Origin of the sequence: Streptomyces bicolor, assembly GCF_000719285.1 — a bacterium.
In the GTDB taxonomy this organism is placed as follows: Bacteria; Actinomycetota; Actinomycetes; order Streptomycetales; family Streptomycetaceae; genus Streptomyces; species Streptomyces bicolor.
The window spans coordinates 15815-35888 of the sequence record NZ_JOFS01000053.1; the positions used below are offsets into that span (position 1 = coordinate 15815).

General features: G+C 72.9%; 15 protein-coding genes and 1 pseudogene. 6 read left to right on the forward strand and 10 right to left on the reverse strand.

Features of this window, described 5'->3' with window-relative positions:
* Positions 1–41: 41 nt before the first annotated feature.
* Entirely contained in the window at positions 42–1265 is a 1224-nt protein-coding gene (locus IF78_RS0139970) for a glycosyltransferase (protein ID WP_031486857.1), read from the forward strand.
* A gap of 78 nt (positions 1266–1343) precedes the next feature.
* Here the strand turns inward: IF78_RS0139970 and IF78_RS0139975 are convergent, their stop codons facing one another.
* Entirely contained in the window at positions 1344–3614 is a 2271-nt protein-coding gene (locus IF78_RS0139975) for an MMPL family transporter (RefSeq protein ID WP_031486856.1), read from the reverse strand.
* Between the two features lie 349 nt (positions 3615–3963).
* Here IF78_RS0139975 and IF78_RS0139980 point away from each other — a divergent pair, with 349 nt between their 5' ends.
* The 5 genes from IF78_RS0139980 to IF78_RS0140000 all read left to right on the forward strand — a co-directional run bounded on the left by IF78_RS0139980 (position 3964) and on the right by IF78_RS0140000 (position 7841).
* A complete protein-coding gene (locus tag IF78_RS0139980; RefSeq protein ID WP_031486855.1) occupies positions 3964–4512 on the forward strand; it encodes a DUF1697 domain-containing protein in 549 nt (182 codons plus the stop codon).
* Positions 4505–4876 carry a nuclear transport factor 2 family protein gene (locus IF78_RS0139985; RefSeq protein WP_031486854.1) on the forward strand — a complete coding sequence of 124 codons (372 nt, stop codon included), beginning with the start codon at positions 4505–4507 and terminating at the stop codon, positions 4874–4876. Before IF78_RS0139980 ends, IF78_RS0139985 begins: the two co-directional genes overlap by 8 nt.
* Positions 4877–4878: 2 nt before the next feature.
* A complete protein-coding gene (locus tag IF78_RS0139990; RefSeq protein ID WP_031486853.1) occupies positions 4879–5895 on the forward strand; it encodes a ketopantoate reductase family protein in 1017 nt (338 codons plus the stop codon).
* A 117-nt stretch (positions 5896–6012) separates the two neighbouring features.
* Positions 6013–7488, forward strand: a complete 1476-nt coding sequence (locus IF78_RS0139995) for a hypothetical protein (protein WP_031498744.1) — start codon at positions 6013–6015, stop codon at positions 7486–7488.
* A 32-nt stretch (positions 7489–7520) separates the two neighbouring features.
* Complete coding sequence (locus tag IF78_RS0140000; protein ID WP_031486851.1) at positions 7521–7841, forward strand: hypothetical protein; 321 nt, start codon at positions 7521–7523, stop codon at positions 7839–7841.
* A 57-nt stretch (positions 7842–7898) separates the two neighbouring features.
* Here the strand turns inward: IF78_RS0140000 and IF78_RS0140005 are convergent, their stop codons facing one another.
* The 9 genes and pseudogenes from IF78_RS0140005 to IF78_RS50100 all read right to left on the reverse strand — a co-directional run.
* Positions 7899–9236, reverse strand: coding sequence for a protein kinase domain-containing protein (locus tag IF78_RS0140005; RefSeq protein WP_031486850.1), 1338 nt, complete (start codon positions 9234–9236; stop codon positions 7899–7901).
* A 3-nt stretch (positions 9237–9239) separates the two neighbouring features.
* Positions 9240–10130 carry a PP2C family serine/threonine-protein phosphatase gene (locus tag IF78_RS0140010; protein WP_031486849.1) on the reverse strand — a complete coding sequence of 297 codons (891 nt, stop codon included), beginning with the start codon at positions 10128–10130 and terminating at the stop codon, positions 9240–9242.
* On the reverse strand, positions 10124–10786 hold the full coding sequence (locus IF78_RS0140015) for a vWA domain-containing protein (RefSeq protein ID WP_031486848.1): 663 nt from the start codon (positions 10784–10786) through the stop codon (positions 10124–10126). The genes IF78_RS0140010 and IF78_RS0140015 overlap by 7 nt, the downstream gene beginning before the upstream one ends.
* A 221-nt stretch (positions 10787–11007) precedes the next feature.
* Positions 11008–12660: a TRAFAC clade GTPase domain-containing protein gene (locus IF78_RS0140025; RefSeq protein ID WP_031486847.1), complete on the reverse strand. Its 1653-nt coding sequence runs from the start codon at positions 12658–12660 to the stop codon at positions 11008–11010.
* Positions 12657–15518 (reverse strand): GTPase-associated protein 1-related protein, encoded by a 2862-nt coding sequence (locus IF78_RS0140030; RefSeq protein WP_031498745.1) that lies wholly within the window; start codon positions 15516–15518, stop codon positions 12657–12659. Before IF78_RS0140030 ends, IF78_RS0140025 begins: the two co-directional genes overlap by 4 nt.
* Positions 15515–16783 carry a TRAFAC clade GTPase domain-containing protein gene (locus IF78_RS0140035; RefSeq protein WP_031486846.1) on the reverse strand — a complete coding sequence of 423 codons (1269 nt, stop codon included), beginning with the start codon at positions 16781–16783 and terminating at the stop codon, positions 15515–15517. The genes IF78_RS0140030 and IF78_RS0140035 overlap by 4 nt, the downstream gene beginning before the upstream one ends.
* A gap of 3 nt (positions 16784–16786) precedes the next feature.
* Positions 16787–19057: a LigA protein gene (locus IF78_RS0140040; RefSeq protein WP_031486845.1), complete on the reverse strand. Its 2271-nt coding sequence runs from the start codon at positions 19055–19057 to the stop codon at positions 16787–16789.
* Between the two features lie 160 nt (positions 19058–19217).
* Positions 19218–19958 (reverse strand): sirohydrochlorin chelatase, encoded by a 741-nt coding sequence (locus IF78_RS0140045; RefSeq protein ID WP_031486844.1) that lies wholly within the window; start codon positions 19956–19958, stop codon positions 19218–19220.
* 6 nt (positions 19959–19964) lie between these two features.
* Positions 19965–20074, reverse strand: a pseudogene (locus IF78_RS50100) (ABC transporter permease); the annotation flags it as partial.

Consider the following 20074-nt stretch of genomic DNA (forward strand, 5'->3'; position numbering starts at 1 on the left):
TCGATTGCACGATACGTATCGTCTCGCTTAGGGTCGACGTCATGACCAGTCCCGCTCACCCCACCCGCCCCGCTCACATCGCCATGTTCTCCATCGCCGCCCACGGCCATGTGAACCCCAGCCTCGAAGTGATCCGCGAGCTCGTGGCGCGCGGGCACCGGGTCACCTACGCGATTCCGCCGGCCTTCGCCGAGAAGGTCGCCGAGACCGGAGCCGAACCGAAGCTCTGGAACTCCACCCTGCCCGGCCCCGACGCCGACCCGGAGGCCTGGGGGAGCACACTGCTGGACAACGTCGAGCCATTCCTGGCCGACGCGATCCAGGCGCTCCCGCAGCTGATCGAGGCCTACGAGGGAGACGAACCGGACCTCGTCCTGCACGACATCACCTCGTACCCGGCCCGCGTCCTCGGCCACCGCTGGGGAGTACCCGTGATCTCGCTCTCGCCGAACCTCGTCGCCTGGGAGGGCTACGAGGAGGAGGTCGCCGAGCCCATGTGGGCCGAGCCGAAGAAGACCGAGCGCGGGCAGTCGTACTACCGGCGCTTCCAGGCCTGGCTGGAGGAGAACGGCATCACCCAGCACCCCGATCCTTTCGCCGGCCGCCCCGACCGCTCGCTCGTCCTCATCCCCCGGGCCCTGCAGCCCAACGCCGACCGCGTCGACGAGTCCGTGTACACGTTCGTCGGTGCCTGCCAGGGCGACCGGGCCGCCGAGGGTGACTGGGAGCGGCCGGCGGGTGCCGAGAAGGTCGTCCTCGTGTCGCTGGGGTCGTCCTTCACCAAGCAGCCCGCCTTCTACCGGGAGTGCGTACGCGCCTTCGGCGACCTGCCGGGCTGGCACCTGGTCCTGCAGATCGGCAGGCACGTCGACCCGGCCGAGCTGGGGGACGTTCCGGCCGACGTCGAAGTGCGTTCCTGGGTCCCGCAGTTGGCGGTCCTGCAGCAGGCCGACCTGTTCGTCACCCACGCCGGGGCCGGCGGCAGCCAGGAAGGCCTGGCCACCGCGACCCCGATGATCGCCGTACCGCAGGCCGTCGACCAGTTCGGCAACGCGGACATGCTCCAGGCGCTCGGCGTCGCCCGGCACGTCCCGACGGACGAGGCCACCGCCGAGTTCCTGCGCGAGACCGCCCTCGCGCTGCTCGACGACCCCGAGGTCGCCCGCCGGCTCAAGGACATCCAGGCGGAGATGGCCCAGGAGGGTGGCACCAGGCGCGCCGCGGACCTGATCGAGGCCGAACTGGCAGCCGTACGACAAGGGTGACGGAACACCTGACAGAAGCAGGGCCCGTTGACTCTCCCGGAGTCAACGGGCCCTGTCCGTCAGGTCAGGCAGGCGGGGTCAGACCGGCACCCGCTCACCCTCGTCGTCCCGTGCCGCCGCGCCGCGCGTCACGGCCTCGGGCGCCTCGTCGTGCGTCAGGTCCGGCAGGCGGTTCAGCCACTTCGGCAGGTACCAGTTGCGCTCGCCCAGCAGCGCCATCACCGCCGGGAGCAGCACGCCCCGGATGATCGTCGCGTCGATGAGCACCGCGGCCGCGAGGCCGACGCCCATCTGCTTCATGGACTGCATGGACAGCGTGCCGAAGATCGCGAACACGGCGACCATGATGACCGCGGCGCTGGTGACGACCCCGGCCGTGGTGACGACACCGTGCTGGATCGCGTCCTTCGTCGTACGGCCGCGCAGGCGCGCCTCGCGGATTCGTGAGACCACGAACACGTGGTAGTCCATCGACAGGCCGAACAGGATCACGAACAGGAACAGCGGCAGCCAGCTGATGATGGCGCCGACGCCCTCCGCCCCCACCAGGGACGCGCCCCAGCCGTGCTGGAAGACGGCGACGAGGACGCCGTACGCCGCGCCCACCGACAGCAGGTTCAGCACGATCGAGGTGATGGCGACCGTCAGCGAGCGGAAGCACAGCAGCATCAGCAGGAAGGCGAAGACCACGACGAACGCGAAGACGGGGATGACGGCTCCGCCCAGCTGGTCGTTGAAGTCCTTCGAGCCGGCGACCTGTCCGGTGATCGGCGCCTCGACACCGTCGACCTTGCCGAGCGTGGCGGGCCGTACCTCGTCGCGCAGCTTGTCCAGGCTCTCGCCCGCCTTGTCGAGATCGGAGCCGCCGACCAGAGGGACGTACACGAACGCGATGTTCTTCTCGTCGTGCAGCTTGATCTCGACCGGGCCGCGTGAGGCGCCCGAACTGACCGCCCGCTCACGGAAGTCGGCGAGCGCGGACGTCACCTCGGGAGCGTTGATGTCATCCGCCTTGACGACGACCTCGGCCGGGTCCGAACCGCCCGGGAAGGCCTCGTTGACCCGGTTGTACGTCTGCACGATCGGCAGCGAGTCCCCGAACTCCTGGTCCAGTGTGAGGTTCTGCGTCTTCATGCCGACCGCGGGGGCCGCGACGGCGAGCAGCGCGCCGGCCGCGACGACGGTCGAGATGACCGGCCGCGCGAGCACTCCCTTGAGGACGGCCGTCCAGAACCGGCTCTCACGGTTGCCGCGTCCGCGGTTGCGGCGGAGCTTGCTCTGCGGGTGCAGGAAGGGGATCTTGCCCTTCTCGACCCGCTCGCCCAGCAGCGACAGCAGCGCCGGCAGGACGGTGACCGACCCGACCATGGCGACCGCCACCACCATCAGCGAGGCCAGGCCCATCGCCTCGAACTCGGCGAGACCGGTGAACAGCATGCCCGCCATCGCCACGCACACCGTGACACCGGAGACGATGATCGCGCGGCCACTGGTGGCGGCGGCGACCCTGAGGGCGGTCTGCGCGTCCCGGCCGGCCTCGCGCTCCTCGCGCTCACGGCGCAGATAGAACAGGCAGTAGTCGACGCCGACGGCCAGGCCGACCAGCAGCATCACGGAGCTGGCGGCGTCGGTCATCGGCATGGCGTGACTGACGATCCCCATCAGGCCCATCGTCGCCATGATCGCGGTGATCGACAGCAGCACCGGCAGCAGGGCCGCCACCAGCGCGCCGAAGGCGATGAGCAGAATGCCGAGGGCCACCGGAACCGCGGAGTACTCGGCCTTCTGGAAGTCGTCCCCGAACGCGTCGTCGAACGTCTTCATCATGCTCGCGCCGCCGATCTCCTCGATCCGCAGCGACTCGTGGTCCTTCTGGACGTCCTCCACGGCCTTCAGCACGGGCTCCACGCGCTCACCCGCGGTGTCCGACTCCCCGCGGATGTCGAACTGCACGAGCGCGCTGCGGCCGTCCTTCGAGATCGTCTGTGTGTCGTACGGCGATGTCACGTCCGCGACCTTGCCGGTGCCCTCGACCGCCTTCACCACCGCGGTGACCGCCGACCTGAACTCGGCGTCCGTGGCCTTGAGGCCGCCGCCCTTCGCCTGGATCAGGACGGTCTCACTGGCCGGCTCCTCGATCCCCGCGTCCTCGATGATCTTGGCCGCGGTGTGTGTCTCGCCCTTCAGCTGGTCGCTGTCCTTGACGTCGACCCGGCCCGCGGCCGAGCCGAGCCCCATCGCCAGCACGACGAACAGCACCCAGATGCCGACGGCAGCCCATCGGTGCCGGGCGCTCCAGCCGCCGGCGCGGGCGGCGAGGCCCCGCACTCGCGTGTCTCCGTTCCCCATGACGGGCTTGCCCCCTTGATTGCGGTGCCGACCCCCTGCCGCCACCTTTCGTTTCGAAGGTATGAGCCGGATAAAGGCATCTCGTCGTGCTGCCCGGTGAAGTACGGCGGCCGGAACTCATCCCCTTGGCCCCCGGGCCCTCCCCACTGGGTAGGACGGCGGCCCCTTACATCTATCCGGCGGTGTCGGGGAGGACGATCAGGGAGGCGGAGCTTGTGCCGCATGCTGACCGGTAAGTAAGTTACGGGGGCCGGGCGGTCGTCGTGCCCGCCCCCACGGGGCACGACGACCGCCGTTCGGTCGGCCGGATCGCCTCAGCCGGCCGGCGTGATCGCCTTAAGGTGGCCGGATGACGACGACGTATGCGGCACTCCTGCGCGGCATCAATGTGGGCGGCAGCAGGAAGGTCCCGATGGCCGACCTGCGCACCCTGCTGACCGGCCTCGGCCACGACGGCGTACGCACCTACCTGCAGAGCGGCCAGGCCGTGTTCACCGCCGACCACGGCGGCGAGGAGTCCCTGGCGGCCGAGCTCGCGGCCGCGATCGAGCAGCACTTCGGCTTCGCCGTGGACGTGATCGTGCGCGACCACGCCTACCTCAAGGCGATCGCCGACAACGTCCCTTTCCCCGCAGCCGAGTTGGAGCCCAAGCAGCTCCATGTCACCTACTTCTCCGCCCCGGTGGGCGCCGAGCGCTTCGCGGAGATCGACCAGGCCGCCTTCCTCCCGGAGGAGTTCCGGCTCGGCGACCGGGCGCTGTACCTGTACGCCCCGAACGGCCTCGGCCGCTCCAAGCTCGCCGAAATTCTGTCGCGACCGCGACTCAACAAGGGTTTGATCGCCACCAGCCGCAACTGGAACACCGTCGTGAAACTCGTGGAGATGACCGGTGACTGAGCACGAATCCGCAGTGAAGGCCGCCATCGAGGGCGAGCTGAGGCTGCTCGACCCCGACGTCCGCCGTTCGCCCGAACTGCTCGGGTCGCTGCTGCACCCCGAGTTCCACGAGTTCGGCTCGTCGGGGCGACGCTGGGACCGCGAATCAACCATGACCCGGCTGCCCACGGACACCGATCCGCACCGGTATGTCGTCACCTCCGAGATGCGGGGCGTCCGGCTGGCGCCCGACCTCGTCCACCTCACCTTCGACACGGAGTACAACGGCGTCCGGGCACACCGCAGTTCGCTGTGGCGGCGGACCGACGACGGGTGGCAGATGTACTTCCATCAGGGCACGCCGTTCACGCCTGAGGCGGAGTGACCTTGCGCTACGTCATCATCGGTGCCGGAGCCGTCGGCGGTGTCATCGGCGGACGGCTCGCCGGCTCGGGGCACGAGGTCGTACTGGTCGCGCGGGGCGCGCACTTCGAGGCCCTACGGGATCACGGGCTGCGGCTCAGGGTGCCCGAGGGCGAGCTGACGTACCGGCTGCCGGTCGTCGACGGGCCGGCCGTGCTCGGCGGGCTGCGCCCCGACGACGTGCTGGTCCTCGCGGTCAAGACGCAGGACAGCGCGGCCGCGCTGCAGACCTGGGCGCCCGCACCGGTAGCCGGTGGCGGTACGGCCGCCGAGCGCCTGCCGTTGTTCTGCGCGCAGAACGGCGTCGAGAGCCAGCGCATCGCCCTGCGGCTCTTCCGGCGGGTGTACGGCGTCTGTGTCTGGCTGCCGTCGACATACGTCGAACCCGGCGTCGTCTCCGCGGCCGGCCACCCCCTCACCGGCATCCTGCACCTCGGCCGCCACCCGCACGGCACCGACGACACCGCCCGCCTCGTCGCCGCCGACCTGGAGAAGTCGCACTTCGAGGCACCGGTAGTGGCGGACGTGGCCCGCTGGCAGTACGCCAAGCTGCTGTCCAACCTCGGCAACGCCCTGGAAGCGGTGACCGGGCCCGTCGACAGCGAGGAGGCCGCGGCGCTGTTCCGGCGTGTGCGGGCGGAGGGCGCGGCCGTGCTCGACGCCGCCGGGATCGCGTACGCGAGCGCCGGGGAGCAACAGGAGGTACGGGGCGTCAAGGTCACCCTCGTCCCCCTCGACGGCGCCCCGCGCGGCGGCGGCTCCTCCTGGCAGTCCCTCACCCGTGGCACCGGCACCATCGAGGCCGACTACCTCAACGGGGAGATCGTCCTGCTGGGCCGTCTGCACGGCGTGCCGACCCCGCTGAACGAGCTCCTCCAGCACCTCGCCGACACCTTCGCGCGGGAGCGGCGGGCGGCGGGATCGATGCCGGTGGGGGAGCTGGTGCGACTGGCCGACGCCGCGGTCGGCGCGACGCGCTGAACCGGCGGGGGCGACTCGCCCGAACTCCGGGACAAATGACGGGTGTTGTCCCTAGGGTGAAGCGCGCGAGTTCGGCAGGAAGGGCAGGTCACCGTGGCGGGCAGAGCGTTACCGTCGTTGCCGCAGTACCGCAAGGACGGGGTGACCCGGCGGTTGTGCGCGTCGGTTCATCTGGATGACGACTTCGCCTTCGAGGTCGACCGGGATCTCACCGGGGACCGACTGAACGCGATCGGACTGACCCTCGGCATCAACTTCGTCGCCCTGGCCCGGCACGCGCGCGTGGCCGTGCGGCGGCGGGAGGCCCTCGACCGGCAACTGGCCTGGCTGGGGCTGGCGTTGGTGGTCGCCCTGCTCGTCGGGCTGTGGGGCCTGACCGGCGGCCACGGATCGGTCGCCGAGGTCGGGCTGTACGGCCCGCTCGGCGTCCTCGCGGCCTGCTGGTGGCTGGTCCACCGGGCGCAGTCCCAGGCCCGCGCGGCGGCGCAGCAGGTGTACCGCAGCCCCGACACGGCCGAGAAGCTCGCCCCGCCGGTGGAGCCGGAGGCGGAGGCATGGCTCAACGAGCACGCGTACAAACGTGCCAACGTCCTGCCGTACGCCGACGCGGCCGCCCTCACCAACCCGTTCGTCGGCAGCGGCACCGCGATCAGGAAGGCGGGTGTCTGGCAGCCCATCGACGTCAGCAAGCCCGCCGAGGCGCCGGGCGGCGGCAAGCTGAAGATCATCCCCTTCGACGCCGTCGACCTCCACACCTACGTGGCCCGCCACATGGAGAGCGCCACCGGCCTGGAGGGCCTGCGGGTCAAGAACCGGCTCTACGTCCTCGGCAGCAACGCCTACCTGCTCGGCGAGCTGGTGCCCGACCGCACCCGGCGCCCGACCGCCCAGATCCCCAAGCAGCTCGTGCAGGCGGGCCTGCAGACGCCCGGCGCGGGCATGCGGACCCACCTCTGCCTGGAGCGGATCGGACAGGGCGGGCGCATCGTCGTCTCCATGTACCTGCGGGCGATCCTCAACCAGCCCAGCCTCACCTGGGAGGTCGCCGCCTACGCGATACCACCGCTCAGCGGCCGGTTCCGCCGCGTGGACCGACTGCCGGTGGCCCCCTTCGACCGCTGGTGGAGCCTCGTCGCCCACGCCACCTCGCACACCTTGCCCGAGCTCAGCGGCGCCCTCGGCCGCATCCGCGAGCGGGGACGGCGGCGCCGGGCCGGCGCGCGGTTGCTGAAGAAGGTGCGCCGGGACATCACCGACCAGCACATGATCTACGACTACGGCGCCCCCGACAGCCTGCGCGAGCGGCACGCCGACTGGGACGAGGCCGGTTACGCCGAGCGCATCGACTCCCAGGACTTCCTGTACCGGCTCCAGCAGGGCGTGCTGACCGCGACCGAGAAGTTCCTGCAGGACCACAACGTCGACACGAGCTCGTTCGACCAGGCGCAGCAGATCATCAGCAACCAGACCTACAACATCGAGAACGTCAGCAACAGCAACCTCGGCAACCACGGCCAGGTCAACAACAACGGACAACAGGGGAGCGGTCCTCCAGGACAGCAGGGCGCCGCCACGCCCGCGGCCAAGCCCTGAACCGCGCACATCACAGGAGCAGGAGGCGGGACATGAGCACGTACAACATCCGCAACATCAACGGCCCGGCCAACATCGGCGACAACGGCCGCATCGAGATCAACAACGGCACCGACCCGGCCGCCGTCCTGCGCCTCGCGGAACGGCTCGTCGAACGGCTGCACACCGACAACCCCGCGCTCGTCCCGCAGGCGCAGATCATCCAGGGCGAACTCGTCACCGCCCAACAGGACGGCCAGCCCGCCAACCGCGGCCGCATCCGCTCCGCCCTGGAGACCATCGGCATCGGCGTGGCGGCGGGCAGCGGGAGCCTGGCCCTGGTCCAGGAGATCGGGCGCGTGCTCGGGGTGTGACCGGGGAGTTGCCTGAGCCAAGGGCGCCCCACACCTGCTGTGGGGCGCCCGATCGGGTCACTTCGGCCGTACGACCGCCCGCACCCCACCGCCGAGGTCCAGCTCCAGCCCCGACCGCAGGGGAACCGTCTGGCCGGGGCCGACCTGCTGGGCAGTGCCGTCGGAGCGGGTGCCCGTCCAGGTGTCCTTCGAGTGGTTCTTGATGCCGAAACGGCCCGGTTTGCTGGGGTGCTCGACCAGTTCCGCGACGAGGGAGGCGTCCGAGAAGTCGTGCCGCGTCGGCTCCGGCAGGAGGTGGTGGGCGTGGACGCGGGCCGCGCGGCGCAGCCGGATGTGGTGCTGGGCGCGCGGCGGAGGCGTGGTCACCGTCAGACGGGGCGGCAGCACCAGTTGCGCCCCGCATCCCCAGCAGGCGCGCGACGGCGGGTTCTCGCCCGGCTCCGTCATGTTCTGCCGCCCGCAGGACGCGCACTCGACCACCGAGTCCAGCACCGCCCGCAGCGCGTTGCGCCACTCCGTCTCCCGGACCCGGGCCGCCGGGTCGTGCAGCCCGGTCGTGAAGCTGCGGCGGAACAGCTCCTGGAGCGTCCCCGCCGCCGCGTCCCACGTCGCCAGCACGGTCGTGTGCTCCATCGGGTCGGGCGCGTTGGAGTCGTCCGCCGGATCGAAGACGAACAGCGGACTCTTGCCGTACAGCCGCTTCTCCGCCGCCTCGTCGAAGCAGTGGATGCCCAACTCCCGCCTGCCTTCGAGCGGGTGGTGGTTCATCAGCAGCATGAACAGCAGCACCGCCAGCGAGTGCAGATCGGACTGCGTGCCCGGCCGCGCGCCCGGCTCGGCGCGCACCAGCTCCGGCGCCATGAACTTCATCGTCCCCGAGATGCCGCTGACGTCGCCCTCCACCACCGCGTTGTCGTTGTCGCAGACCAGCACGTCACCCGTGGCCGGGTCGAAGAAGACGTTCCCCCAGGAGATGTCCCGGTAGGCGATACCCCGCGAGTGCAGCGCCTGGTACGCCTCCACCGTGTACAGACACGCCGTCAGCAATGCCCGTGTGCTGGTGCGCAGTTGGCGCCGGAACAGGTCCGGCAGCCCCTTGAAACGCTCCGGGCGCAGCGCCATCAGATAGCCGAAGGAACCGCGGTCCGTGCGCACGTACGCCTCCGGCCACAGGAACCGGTCGTCGTCGAAGTCCCGGCTCACCAGCTCCTTGACGATCGCCTCCTGCTCGGGCGTCGCACACGTCGGGTAGTACCACTTGAGCGCCTTGTCGCCACCCGGCGTCCGCACCCGGTACACCTCGCCCTGTCCGCCGGCCCCCAGCATGTCGATGATCTCGACCTCGTCGCCGTTCTCCGCGGTCAGCCGCGTCCCGCTGTCGAGCATGCCGCTCATCTTCTACGTCTCCGTCTTCCGTTCCGTATCCATGGCCCCGGCGTCCTGACTCCCCGGGCCGACGGGCCGCAGCGCCGCCGCCAGAGTCGTGTCGTCGCCGGAGTACCGCGAGGCCTCCCGCAGCCACTCCGGCAGCGCGGCCCGCACACCCTCGGTGCCCTCGGCCGCGAGGCGCCCGTCCAGGCCCGCCACGAACTCCCGGTACCCGTCCGCCGAAGCGAAGCTCTTCGACAGCCCGTCCGTCGACAGCACCACCAGCCTCGGGGTCCGCGCCTCGTCGAACACCGGCGCCCAGTGCGTCCGCACCGCACGCCAGGCCTGCGGACCGCACAGCGACTCCGTCTCGTCGCCGAGGTCCTCCTCGGCGGGCGCCAACGGCCGGCGCAGCACCCCGTCGTGGTCGACGACCGCCAGATCCCCGTCGCCGATCTGCCACGCCACGAACAGCCACGGCGTGAGGACCGCGCCGATCAGCGTCGTGCCGTACAGCACCAGCTTCTCGTCCTGCTCCGGCTCCCGCGCGCCCTCGTCGGCGACCGATCGGTTGCGGGCCCAGTGACCGAGGGCTGCCTCCCGCCAGTCGTGCACCAGCGCGCGCGGGAAGTCGTCCCGGGCGTACGCCATCAGCCGGGCCAGCCGCCCCGGCTCATGGCAGTCACGGGCGGCCCGCCCGAACTCGGCAGCCCGCAGCAGGAACCGGTCCACGGCGAACCGCGCGCCCAGCCCGCTGCGCGCGTACTTGGCCGAGCCGTGCCCGTCGGCGACCGCCAGCACCAGCGGGTCGTCACTGCCGCCGGTGCCCTCACAGGCGTACCAGTCCTGGTTGTGCCGCTTGTTGACCCCCTGGACGCTGTCGCCGAGCGTCTCCCAGCGCCGCACCCCGAGCGTCACCACACGTCGTCGTCATCGTCGTCGAGGACAGGCGGCGCGTACGGCTGCTTCACGGCGCCCGAGTCCGCCGGGGCCGCCATCTGCTGCGAGGCCGCCTTCACCGCCGCCGTCGACGCCCAGCGGATCGCCGCCGCCAGCTGCTTGGGGCTGTTGGCGTCGAGCGGCTGCAGCTCGGGATTGCCGAGGAACTCCTGCAGCACCGAGCGGTCCGCGTCGGCGCCGATCGCGATGGCGACCCGCACCGCCTTGCGGCCCCACGGCGTCGCGTCGATCGCCTTGAGGCCCGCCTTCCAGTCGTCGGTGGGCACCCCGTCCGACACCAGCGCGAGCACCGGCTTCAGCGCCCGCTGCGGCATCGGCGGGCTCTGCAGTTCGCGCGAGACCAGCGTCAGCGCCTCGCCGAGGTTGGTCATGCCGTCCACCTCGACGTCTTGCCAGGTGAAGTCGTCGACCGGGACCGGCGTCGGATGGTGCCACTGGGCGGTCGTGGAGAACGTGATGGTGCGCAGCAGCAGTTGGGCGGCCGGGTTGTCGTGGGCCACCGAACGCATCTCGGGGATCGCTTCCCTGATCGCGTAGTTGAGTCTGGCGATCTTCTCGCCCTGCATCGAGTACGAGCAGTCGAGCAGCCAGATGAAGTGGACCGGCCGGTTCGCCATGGGCCCGCCGGGAATGTCGCTCACTTGGCTTGTCCTTTCCGCGTGTCGGTGTGTCCCTGGGTCAGGGACGTGGGGTTCGGGAATCCGGGGACGTGGGGTCGGGGATCAGGGCAGCAGCCACAGCGCGAGCAGCGCCAGGGCGGTCGCCGTCAGCACCAGCGAGGCGACGAACAGGCCTGCCGCCATGCGCCGTCCACGCCCGATCGGTGGGGTCACCTGGGTCATGCCGGGCTGTACTTCCTCTCCTTGTCGCCGGTGCCGCGCAGCCGCAGCCTGCGCTCCTTGCCGCCCGCGCCACCGTCCGGCCCGATCAGCGCGCCGGTCTTCAGACCCGACGCCGCGAGCAGCCACAGCACCGGCTCGGCGGCCCTGCGCTGCTCGGGCTCCAGCGGGCCGGTGCCGGTGGCGGCGTGGGCGCTGACGGCCCAGTAACGCGCCGACCGGAAGTCGTGCCCGAGGGCGCGGACGAGGCCGCCCAGGCCGATCTCCTCCAGCCAGCCGTCGATCCGCGCGCCGGCCACCGGCAGTGAGCTCAACTGGTCCAGCACGTCCCGCTTGGTGACGACCGCCGCCACCGACAGCCGCCCGCGCCGGCCGGTCAGTGCCGCGAGCTCGCCGGTCAGCCGCTGATACGTCTCCCAGGGCCCCTGTGCGGAGGGCCGGGCCGCTCCGGCCCGCTGGGCGTCGTCGGCACTCAGCCTGCCGCGCACCTTGGGGTCGGCCAGGACGTCGGCGACCAGGACGACGCCGTCCGCGTGCGCCAAGTACTGCTGGGCGCGGACGCGTTCGGCGTCGCTCACCGACTCGCCCATCGGGTCGTACAGGTACAGCAGCCTGCGCCGACGCCCGCGTGCCACGGTCAGCATCAGGGCGCGCGGCTGGCCACCGGTGGTGGCGTGCGCCCAACCCGTACGCTTCAGCTCCTGGTTGAGGTCCCCGGCAGTACGGCGGTCCTCGGCTGAGGCGTACTCGACGGTCAGATCGCCGCGCCGCGCCCACGCGTGCAGGCCCTCCACCATCGCCGCCATCAGCATCGTCTTGCCGGACGAGGTCCCGCCGACCAGCGGCGCGTGCACCACCCGCGTGGTACCGGCCGTCTCCGGCAGCGGCCGGTCGCAGTGCGGGCACAGCGCGGTCAGCTTCCCGCGCCCCCCGAACCTGCTCGTCGGCAGCCGGTGCCCGCACCCGCACGCGTGCCACAGGACGCCGTACCGTCCCGGCCGCAGTGCGCGACGCTCGGCCCGGCAGTTCGGGCAGCGGTGCACAGCCAGCGGCACGGGCCGATAGCAGCCGGGGTACGGGCACTTGACGCGCACCCCCCGCACCAGCAGCCATCCGCGCTCCACACCCCGCAGCACCGGCACGGCCACCGCGCAGCCCAGCCAGACCAGCCCGAGCAGCAGGGCGAACACGGCGTGGACGACGCCGAGGACGACGGTGGCGAGCGCGGCACCGAGCATGGCGCCGAGGGCGACACCGGGGGCGACGGCCACGATCAGCCAGAAGCGGGAGCCGCGTGAGGTGCCGGGGATGCCCGAAGGGCGGCGGCCGTGGAAGAGGTTCCGGACGTACCGGCCCAGCCAAGGGTCGGCGAGCGCGGTCCAGACGACCCGCATCCCGTATCCGGCGGCCGAGACGGCGTCCACCCACATCTGCCGCCACCAGTAGCCGAGTCGAGCGGGTTCTCCCTTCCCGACAACCGGCACACGCTGATCGCTCCGCCCCACCTGCCAGGGCCCGAGTCCCCGCCACACGGCACCCACCCCGATGCCGAGGAATCGCCACAGCAGATGGAAGAGGCAGAGGCCGGCGGCTATGAGCAGGGCCAAGCCCAGCAGGAGGACGAGGGGAAGGACCGGAGTGACCGTGCTCATCGGCGACGCCCCTCGGCCGGCGGCTCCACGTCCCCGGGCCACACCGGCGGCCGGTCCGTGCCGCGGCGGCCGCGGCCGGACAGGCGGCCGGCGAGACGGCCCAGGGCGCCGGGGCGGTTCCAGGTGCGGAACGCGTCGAGCCTGCCGCGGCCCGCGCGTCCGAGGGCCTCCTCGACAGCGGCGACGTCCTCGGCGGGCAGCGCCCGCACGATCGGCCGCAGCACCTTCGTCAGCAGGGCCGTCCGCGTGTCGTCCCACCCCGGCCGGGTCCCGGCGAAGGAGTTCCAGGCGCTGAAGCAGGCGGCGACGTACGCCGGCACCGTCCGCAGCCGGTCGCCCACCCGGTCCGAGCGCCCCGCCCGCTCGTAGGCCGCGAGCAGCCCCGGCTCGGCCGTCCTGGCCAGGGTGTACAGCTCGCTCTCGGGGCCCGGTCCCAGGACGAGGCGCCGCGCGAGGGCGTCGAACACCCGCTCCATGACCGTCTCCGGAACGGGCTCGGCCGCACCGTCCCGCAGCTCCAGCGCCCGGCCGACCCAGTCCTCGCCCTCGCCCTCGGTACCGAGCAGACCGGCGAACTCCAGCAGGAGCAGGGCCGCGCGCTGCCCGGGCCGCAGTTCCGTGGGGAAGCAGCGGAGCAGGTCGACGGCGAGCGCCGGGACGTCGTGGTCGTCCGGGGACGCGGCGAGCGCGGCGTCGATCAGTATGTCCCGGGTGCCGGCCGCGCGGTGGATGTCCGACCCCAGCTGGTTGAGCAGCAGGCTCGCCTCCTGCCCGGTCGGCAGATCGCCGGACCACACCAGCCCCAGCGCGGTGCGCAGCACCGCGGTGTCGGCGTGCGGTGAGACACCGGCGGTGCGCAGGACGTCGTGGAACCGCCCCAGCCGGTCGACGCCGGCGCCGCCTGCGTCCTCGCCCGCCATGACGCACATCCGCAGATGCGGGAACGAGGTCTCCGACTCGACGGGCAGCCCCGCCCCGGCCAGCCTCCGCGCCGCCCGGGCCGGGTCCGCCGCGGCCAGCGCGTTCAGGGCGCCGAACAGCGCGATGCGCAGCGCCGGGTGCTCGTGCACGGCGTCGAGCAGGGCGGGGGAGGGCGGCGGGGACGGGGGCCGCGCGGGCGGACCGCCCGCGAGTGCGGGGCCGAGGACCCCGGACGCGGTGTGGCCTGGGGGCTTGCTGGAGGTACGGCCCCGACTGTCCACAGCGGTCCCGCCGAGGTGCCCGTCCCGGGCCGGGCCCGAACCGTCGGCCGGTGTCCCGCCGATGCTGTCTGCCGGGGCTTGGCTCCACCACGCGTCGGCCGGGTGGCGACCCGCACCCTCGGTCGACGTACGCCCCACTTCGCCCGGCGTTCCGAGCCCCGCGCCGTCGGCCGGGGAGGGCCGCTCGCCGTGGTCGGCCGGGTCCGTCGCCCCGTACCCCGTGGTGTCGTTGCCCGTTCCGCCCGCCGAGGGCTCGTCGACCAGTCCCCGGGCCAGCCGACCCGCCAGTTCCGGGAGCAGGTCCTGGCAGTCGATGTCCAGCAGATCCGCGACCCGCAGCAGCGCGAGGGGGCGGTCGGCGGCCGGGTCCCCCTCATCGGCGATACCGGCACGCAGCGCGGGAGCCAGCTCCCGGGCCAGTGCGGCCTGCGCCTCCGCCGTCAGCGACCCGGCACGCAACACGGGCATCGGCCCACGATCCCGCACGGCCGCGGCCAGCACCCGCGCCGCGAGCGGCGCCGTCACGACGGTCGGCACCTGACCCTCCAGCCGGGCCAACAGGGCGGCCAGCGCGGCCTGTTCGGTGTCGGCAGGGGCGGACGACTCGCTGCCGTGGAGGTCCGATCCCGGTCCGGGACGGCCCGCCCCTCGAGGCTCGCCGCCCTCGCACAACGCCCCCACGAGCGCGGTCAGCGTGTCGTCGGCGAGCGTGCCCGCGTGGTCCACCGCCCAGCGCGCCGCCGCCGCACGCCCCGCCGAGCCCAGCTCGATCCCCGCCACCAGCGCGGCCACCGCCAACGGCCCGGTTTCCGCGGACGTGTCGCGGAACAGGTCGGGGCGGCCGGCGCACCAGATGTGCGCGCAGATCCGGGCCCACACATCGGTCACCGGCGCCGGTTCCCGTGCCGCTGCGGCCGTACAGTCGTGGACCCGGTAGCGGTGGTCGTGGGTGACCGGCTCGGAGGACGGCAGGACGCCGATGATCTGCTGGCGGGCCTGCTGCGGGCGGCGGGTGTAGGTGGTGAACGTCAGCCGGTGGGCCTGTTCGCGCGGCAGCACCGCGCAGGCGAGGGCGATCCACTGGGCGACGTCCGCGCTGTCGTGCTCGACGAGGACGATCTGGCCGGCGGTGTCGGGGTTCTCCGTCAACGCCCGCAGATCGGCGAAGAACGCCGCCAGCCGGTCGGACCGGGACCGGGCGAACGCGATCAGGCCGTCCTTGCGGAGCAGACCCGAGGGCTCGAAGCGGTCGATCGCGTCGGGTCGGCCGTCCGTCGGGGTCGTGTCGGCCCAGCGCGGCGACTCCCACGCCGTGATCGGCAGCGCGCCGTCCGGCAGCCGGGTGCCCGGCGGCAGATGCAGCGCGTGCGCGTGGAAGTTGCCCCAACGGCCGCTGTAGTCGGCCCCGGTGTACACGCAGCGGCTCAACAGTCGTCCGCCGTCCGCCAGTTCCGAAAAGCTGAAGGCCTTCGGGAAGTTCTTGAGCTGCTCGGCGTCGGGCCGGGCGGGGAAGTCGCGCGGGGGCTCGTAGCCGATGAGCTGCTCGGCCTCCCGCAGCAGCCCCTGCGGGACGCCGGCACTGACCGCCGTGAACCGGAACCCCGAACCGTCGGGCCCGGGTGGCGCCGAGGTGTAGTGCAACTGGGCGAGGGTCACTTGACTCGTCCCTTCCCTACGCGTCCCTTCGCGGTGGACCGCACGGGCAACAGGCCCCGGCGGGCGAGCAGCCACAGCAGCGGGTCCTCCACCCGCACCGGCTGCGGTCCCGACTTCGGTACGTCCGCGGGCGACTCGGCGGGCGGCGGCGCACCGAGCGCCGACAGCCCGAACAGCGACAACTCGGCGAAGTCCAGCTCAAGTTGCCGTACCAGCGCCCCCGAGTCCCAGTCGGCCATCAGCGACCGGATCTCCTCGTGCACGGCGAGCCGGTCGTCCTCGTCGAACCGGCCGTCGGTGTGGGGCGCGTTGCGCAGCACCGGGGAGTGCGGGTCGAGCAGGAGCTTGAGCATGTCGGTCTTGGTGACGGCCACCGCGATCGGCGTGGACACCCGGCCGCGGGAGCCGCCCTTGCCGTGGGCGCGCAACTGGGCCGCCAGGTCGGCGGCGATCTGCTGCGGCGGGGTCTCCACGACGGGCAGCGGAGGGCCGTCGTGCACGGGCAGCCGGTCGCGCACCGAGCCGAGTTGGAGCGGATCGACGAGCATGACTATGCCGTCGGCGGCGCTGAGATAGCGGGTGTACCGGTCCATCGCCTCGGCACCCGAGAGGTCCTCGCCCGCCGCGTCGAAGAAGACCAGCGTGGTGTGCCGGGTGCCGGAGCCCGGGCGACCGCGTCTGGGCACGCTGAGCCGGTACAGGAGCGGGTCGTTGAAGCCGAGGGCGGCCGGGCGGGTGGCGTCCGGCAGCCGCAGCCGCTCGTAGAGGTCCTCGGCCATCTCCCTGTCCCGCTGCTGGGTGGTCTGCCCCATCGCGGCCAGCGAGGCGTGGTAGGCCTGCCCGACCCGCTGGTTCAACTCGTTGACCAGCACGGAGACGTACGTGCTCTTGCCGGACGCCTTCGCGCCGACCAGGGCGATGATGCGGCTGTCCTGGTCGCAGTAGTCGCTCGGGAGGTCGTTGTGGCAGGCCCGGCACACCCGCACCGGCGTCGGCACCCCGCAGTCGGGACAGGGCACGCTGCTGCCGCCGCGCGGGCCGACGGGCACGGGCAGTGCGGCGAGCCTGCGGGCCGGGGTGAACACGGGGCCGCGCATCCGGGCCGCCGGGGGAGCGCCGGGCCCCATGAACCCCGCCCATATGTCGTCGCGTTGCGGACCGCAGGGGGTGCCGCCGCGGACGCCGCTCGCGGTCATCAGACAGCGGTAGGGCAGCTTGGCCGCGGACGCGCGGTCGAAGCAGTAGGGGCAGATCACGGTCGTCATGACTCAGCGCACCACCAGGGTCGCGGGGGAGGGTTCTTCGAGGCGTACGGCGGCCGCGTGCTCGCCCAGCAGGAAGCCGCGCAGGGTGTAGGGGGCCGGGCAGGGCGCGGCCGGCAGCTCCTGCTCGACCGTGCCGTGGCGGGTCAGGTCGGTGCCGGGTATGCGCAGCACGGTGGTGCCGTCGGTCGCGCTGCGCGGGCGGAGGGTGCCGCTGCGGGCGACGCACACGAACTCGGGGACGCCGGTATGACCTCGGGGAGCGGTCAGCGTGACGCGCAACAGGGTGCGGCTGCCGCGGCCGAGCAACCGCCGTGGCGCCCGCACGAGTTGGTAGCCGATCGTGGTGTCCGGCGGCAGCACGACCTCGGCGGCGGCGGCCGGTACGACGACGGCGCCGGGCGTCTGCGGGGCGGTGGACGCACGGATCAGCACACCGCCCGGGCCGACGGGCAGCCGCAGTCCGTTGCGGCGGTAGGCGTGGGAGGTGACGGTGCGTTGGCCGCCGGTGATGGTGGCGGGGCCGGTCGCGTACGCGGCGCTGGTGCCGGGGGCTGGGCTGGTGCCGGTGGCCGCCAGGTGCTCCCAGGTCACCAGCAGATGGCCGATGCCGTCGGGCCAGTCGAGGGTGATCGAGGCGTGTCCCTCCGGGAGGCGCCGGCCGGCGAGCCCCGTCACCGGGCGCAGTACCTCGACATCGACGACGGGACCGGCCAGCGCGCGTTCACCGAGTACGGCGACGGCGGACACCCGGGTGTGGCCGACCGGCAGCGGATCGAGTACTCCGGCCCGCTCGGGTCGGTCGAGCCGCGCCGGGAGCTGTTCGGTGCGCAGCTCGCTGCCGGGGGCCGGGGGCTCGCCGGGCCACCTGACCAGCCGGACCTCGGTGTCCCGCGCGCCGGTCCAGTCGAAGCGCAGTGCCGTGCCGGCGGGGTGTGCGGTGAGGGTGCGGACGGGTTCGGGCCAGGGGTGGACGGTGCGTGTGGCGTGGACGCCGGGGGAGGGGACGAGGGTTCCGCCGGGCGTCCGGTAGTGGCAGACGACGCGGAAGGCGTGGGCGCCGACGGCGAGGCCGGTCGCGGTGAACCCGTCGGTGCCCGGCGGCAGTTGCCCGGCGCCTCCGTCCGGCCCGGTCCACTCGACCGTCACCTCCGCCGCACCGTTCGGCCGCCGCCAGCGGCCCTCGACCCGCCCGGGCCCGTCCGTGAGCGTCAGCTCCTCCACCTCGGGAGCGACGAGCACGCGACGCGAGACGAGCGGCGGCCCGGCGACGCGCCCGTCGCGCAACGGCAGCGCGGCGTACCGGACGTCGGAGCCGAGTGTGACGGCGGTGTCCCGCGCCGTTCCGGCACCGGCACCCTGCCCCGCCACCTCCCGAACCTTCGGCGTCCCCTTCCCGTCCCGGTGCAGGCACAGCAGCAACCAGTCGGCGTTGCCCTCCGCGTCCGTCTCCGGCCAGGTCAACTGGACGCTTTCCTGGGCCAGTTTGGCGCGCAGGAGAGTGGGTCGCCCGGAGCCGGGCCTGTGCTGGCGGACCAGGGCGCGCAGGGCCCGCCGGTCGTCGGCTGCCTCGTGCAGCGCGCGCAGCAACTCCTCGGTCGCCCGCTCGGTGTCCCCGCGCTCCTCGGCCTCCCGAGCCGCACGCAGCGACGCCTCCACCGCGGCCAGCCGGACGGTCAGCGCGCCCCGCAGTGCCTCCAGCGCCTGGTCGGTGCCGTCCTGCGGCAGCCGCTCCAGCAGGGCCCGCACCCGGTGCAGCCGGTGCCGTTCCCAGGCGTCGGCGAGGGATTCGGCGGCGTCGCGCTGGTGCCGGGTGAGGGTCGGCCCCAGCCGTGCCGCGGCCACGAGTCCGGCGACCTCGTCCGGGTGAACCCCCAACTCCACGGCAAGACGCGGGCGTTCCGCCGGACCCCGTTCCTGCAGCAGGCCGATCAGCTGGTACAGCACGACCCGGCGCGGCGCCTGCGGATCACGGCGCTGAAGCCCGGCGAGCAGCCCCGCGAGGGACGCCGTCGGATTCCCGGCACGGGCGGCGAGGTCGTCCAGCAGCGCGCCGTCGACCCGCCGTCGGCCACGGGGCCCGGACGGCACGTACAGCCCGTCGAGGACACGTAACCCGCCGCCGCCCGGGGGCAGCAGCGCCGCGCCCAGGTGCCGTAACCCGGCCGCGTGCTGGGCGGTGGCGAGCTCGGCGTAACCGGGTACGAGCGGGCTCAACGGCAGCCCGGACAGTGCCCGTGGCAACCCCAGGTGATGCCCGAACTCGCGCCCAGCCACGTGTGCCGCTCTCCCCCGATAGAACTTCGAGGGACCATCCCAGCAGATCGTCCGGCCCGGGGAGGCCGTTTTTTCGGAATCCGACCAGGTGGGACCGGCAGAGCCCGGACTCCGACAGCGCTGTGGGGACCCACCGGGGCGACGACCCCGGCCGCAGCCCTCAGGCGCCGACCGCCGCCAGCACCGGCACCCCCGCCGCGTCGTACCGCTCCAACAGCACCCGCGCCACCTCCGGAGCCGCCCCCAGCACATCCGCCAGCACGTCCGCCTCGGCCGCGCCCCGCGCGATGCGGTCCGGGAGGAAACCGGGGGCCAGGACGTACGGCGCCACGGCCACCCGCTCGCAGCCGAGCTCGCGGAGCTCACGTACCGCGTCCTCGGTGCGGGGAAGGGATGCGGAGGCGAACGCAGGTCGCACGGCGCACCAACCGGTGTGCCGCCACTCCCGCGCGATTTCTGCGATCACTGCGATCGCCTCCGGGTCGGTGGACCCCGCCGAGGCCAGCACGACCCCGGTCGAGGACTTGTCGGCGGGGGTCAGCCCCGCCTCGTACAGCCGCCGCTCCAGGGCGGCCAGGAGCAGCGGCGACGGGCCCAGCACCTCGGCCTGCCGGATCCGCAGCTGCGGCGGCGCGTCCCGCAGGACCGCCGGGATGTCTGCCTTCGCGTGGAAGGCGCGGGTCAGCAGCAGGGGCAGGGCCACGACGTCCCGGACGCCCTCGGCCGCCAGCGACTCCAGCACGCCCTGCACCGACGGGATGTTGAAGTCCAGGAAGCCGGTCTCCACGCGTACGTCGGGGCGAAGCGCCCTCACCCGCCGTACGAGGGAGTGCACCGTCGCGGCATGCCGCGGGTCACGGCTGCCGTGGGCGATGACGAGAAGTACCGGCTTCGTGCACATGGGACATCAGCTCCTTGCCAGCAGGCCGCGGCTGCGCAGTACCGCCCGTTCCAGTGGGCTGAAGACGAGCAGGTCGATGGCGATGCCGACGATCAGGATGAGGAGGATGGCGAAGA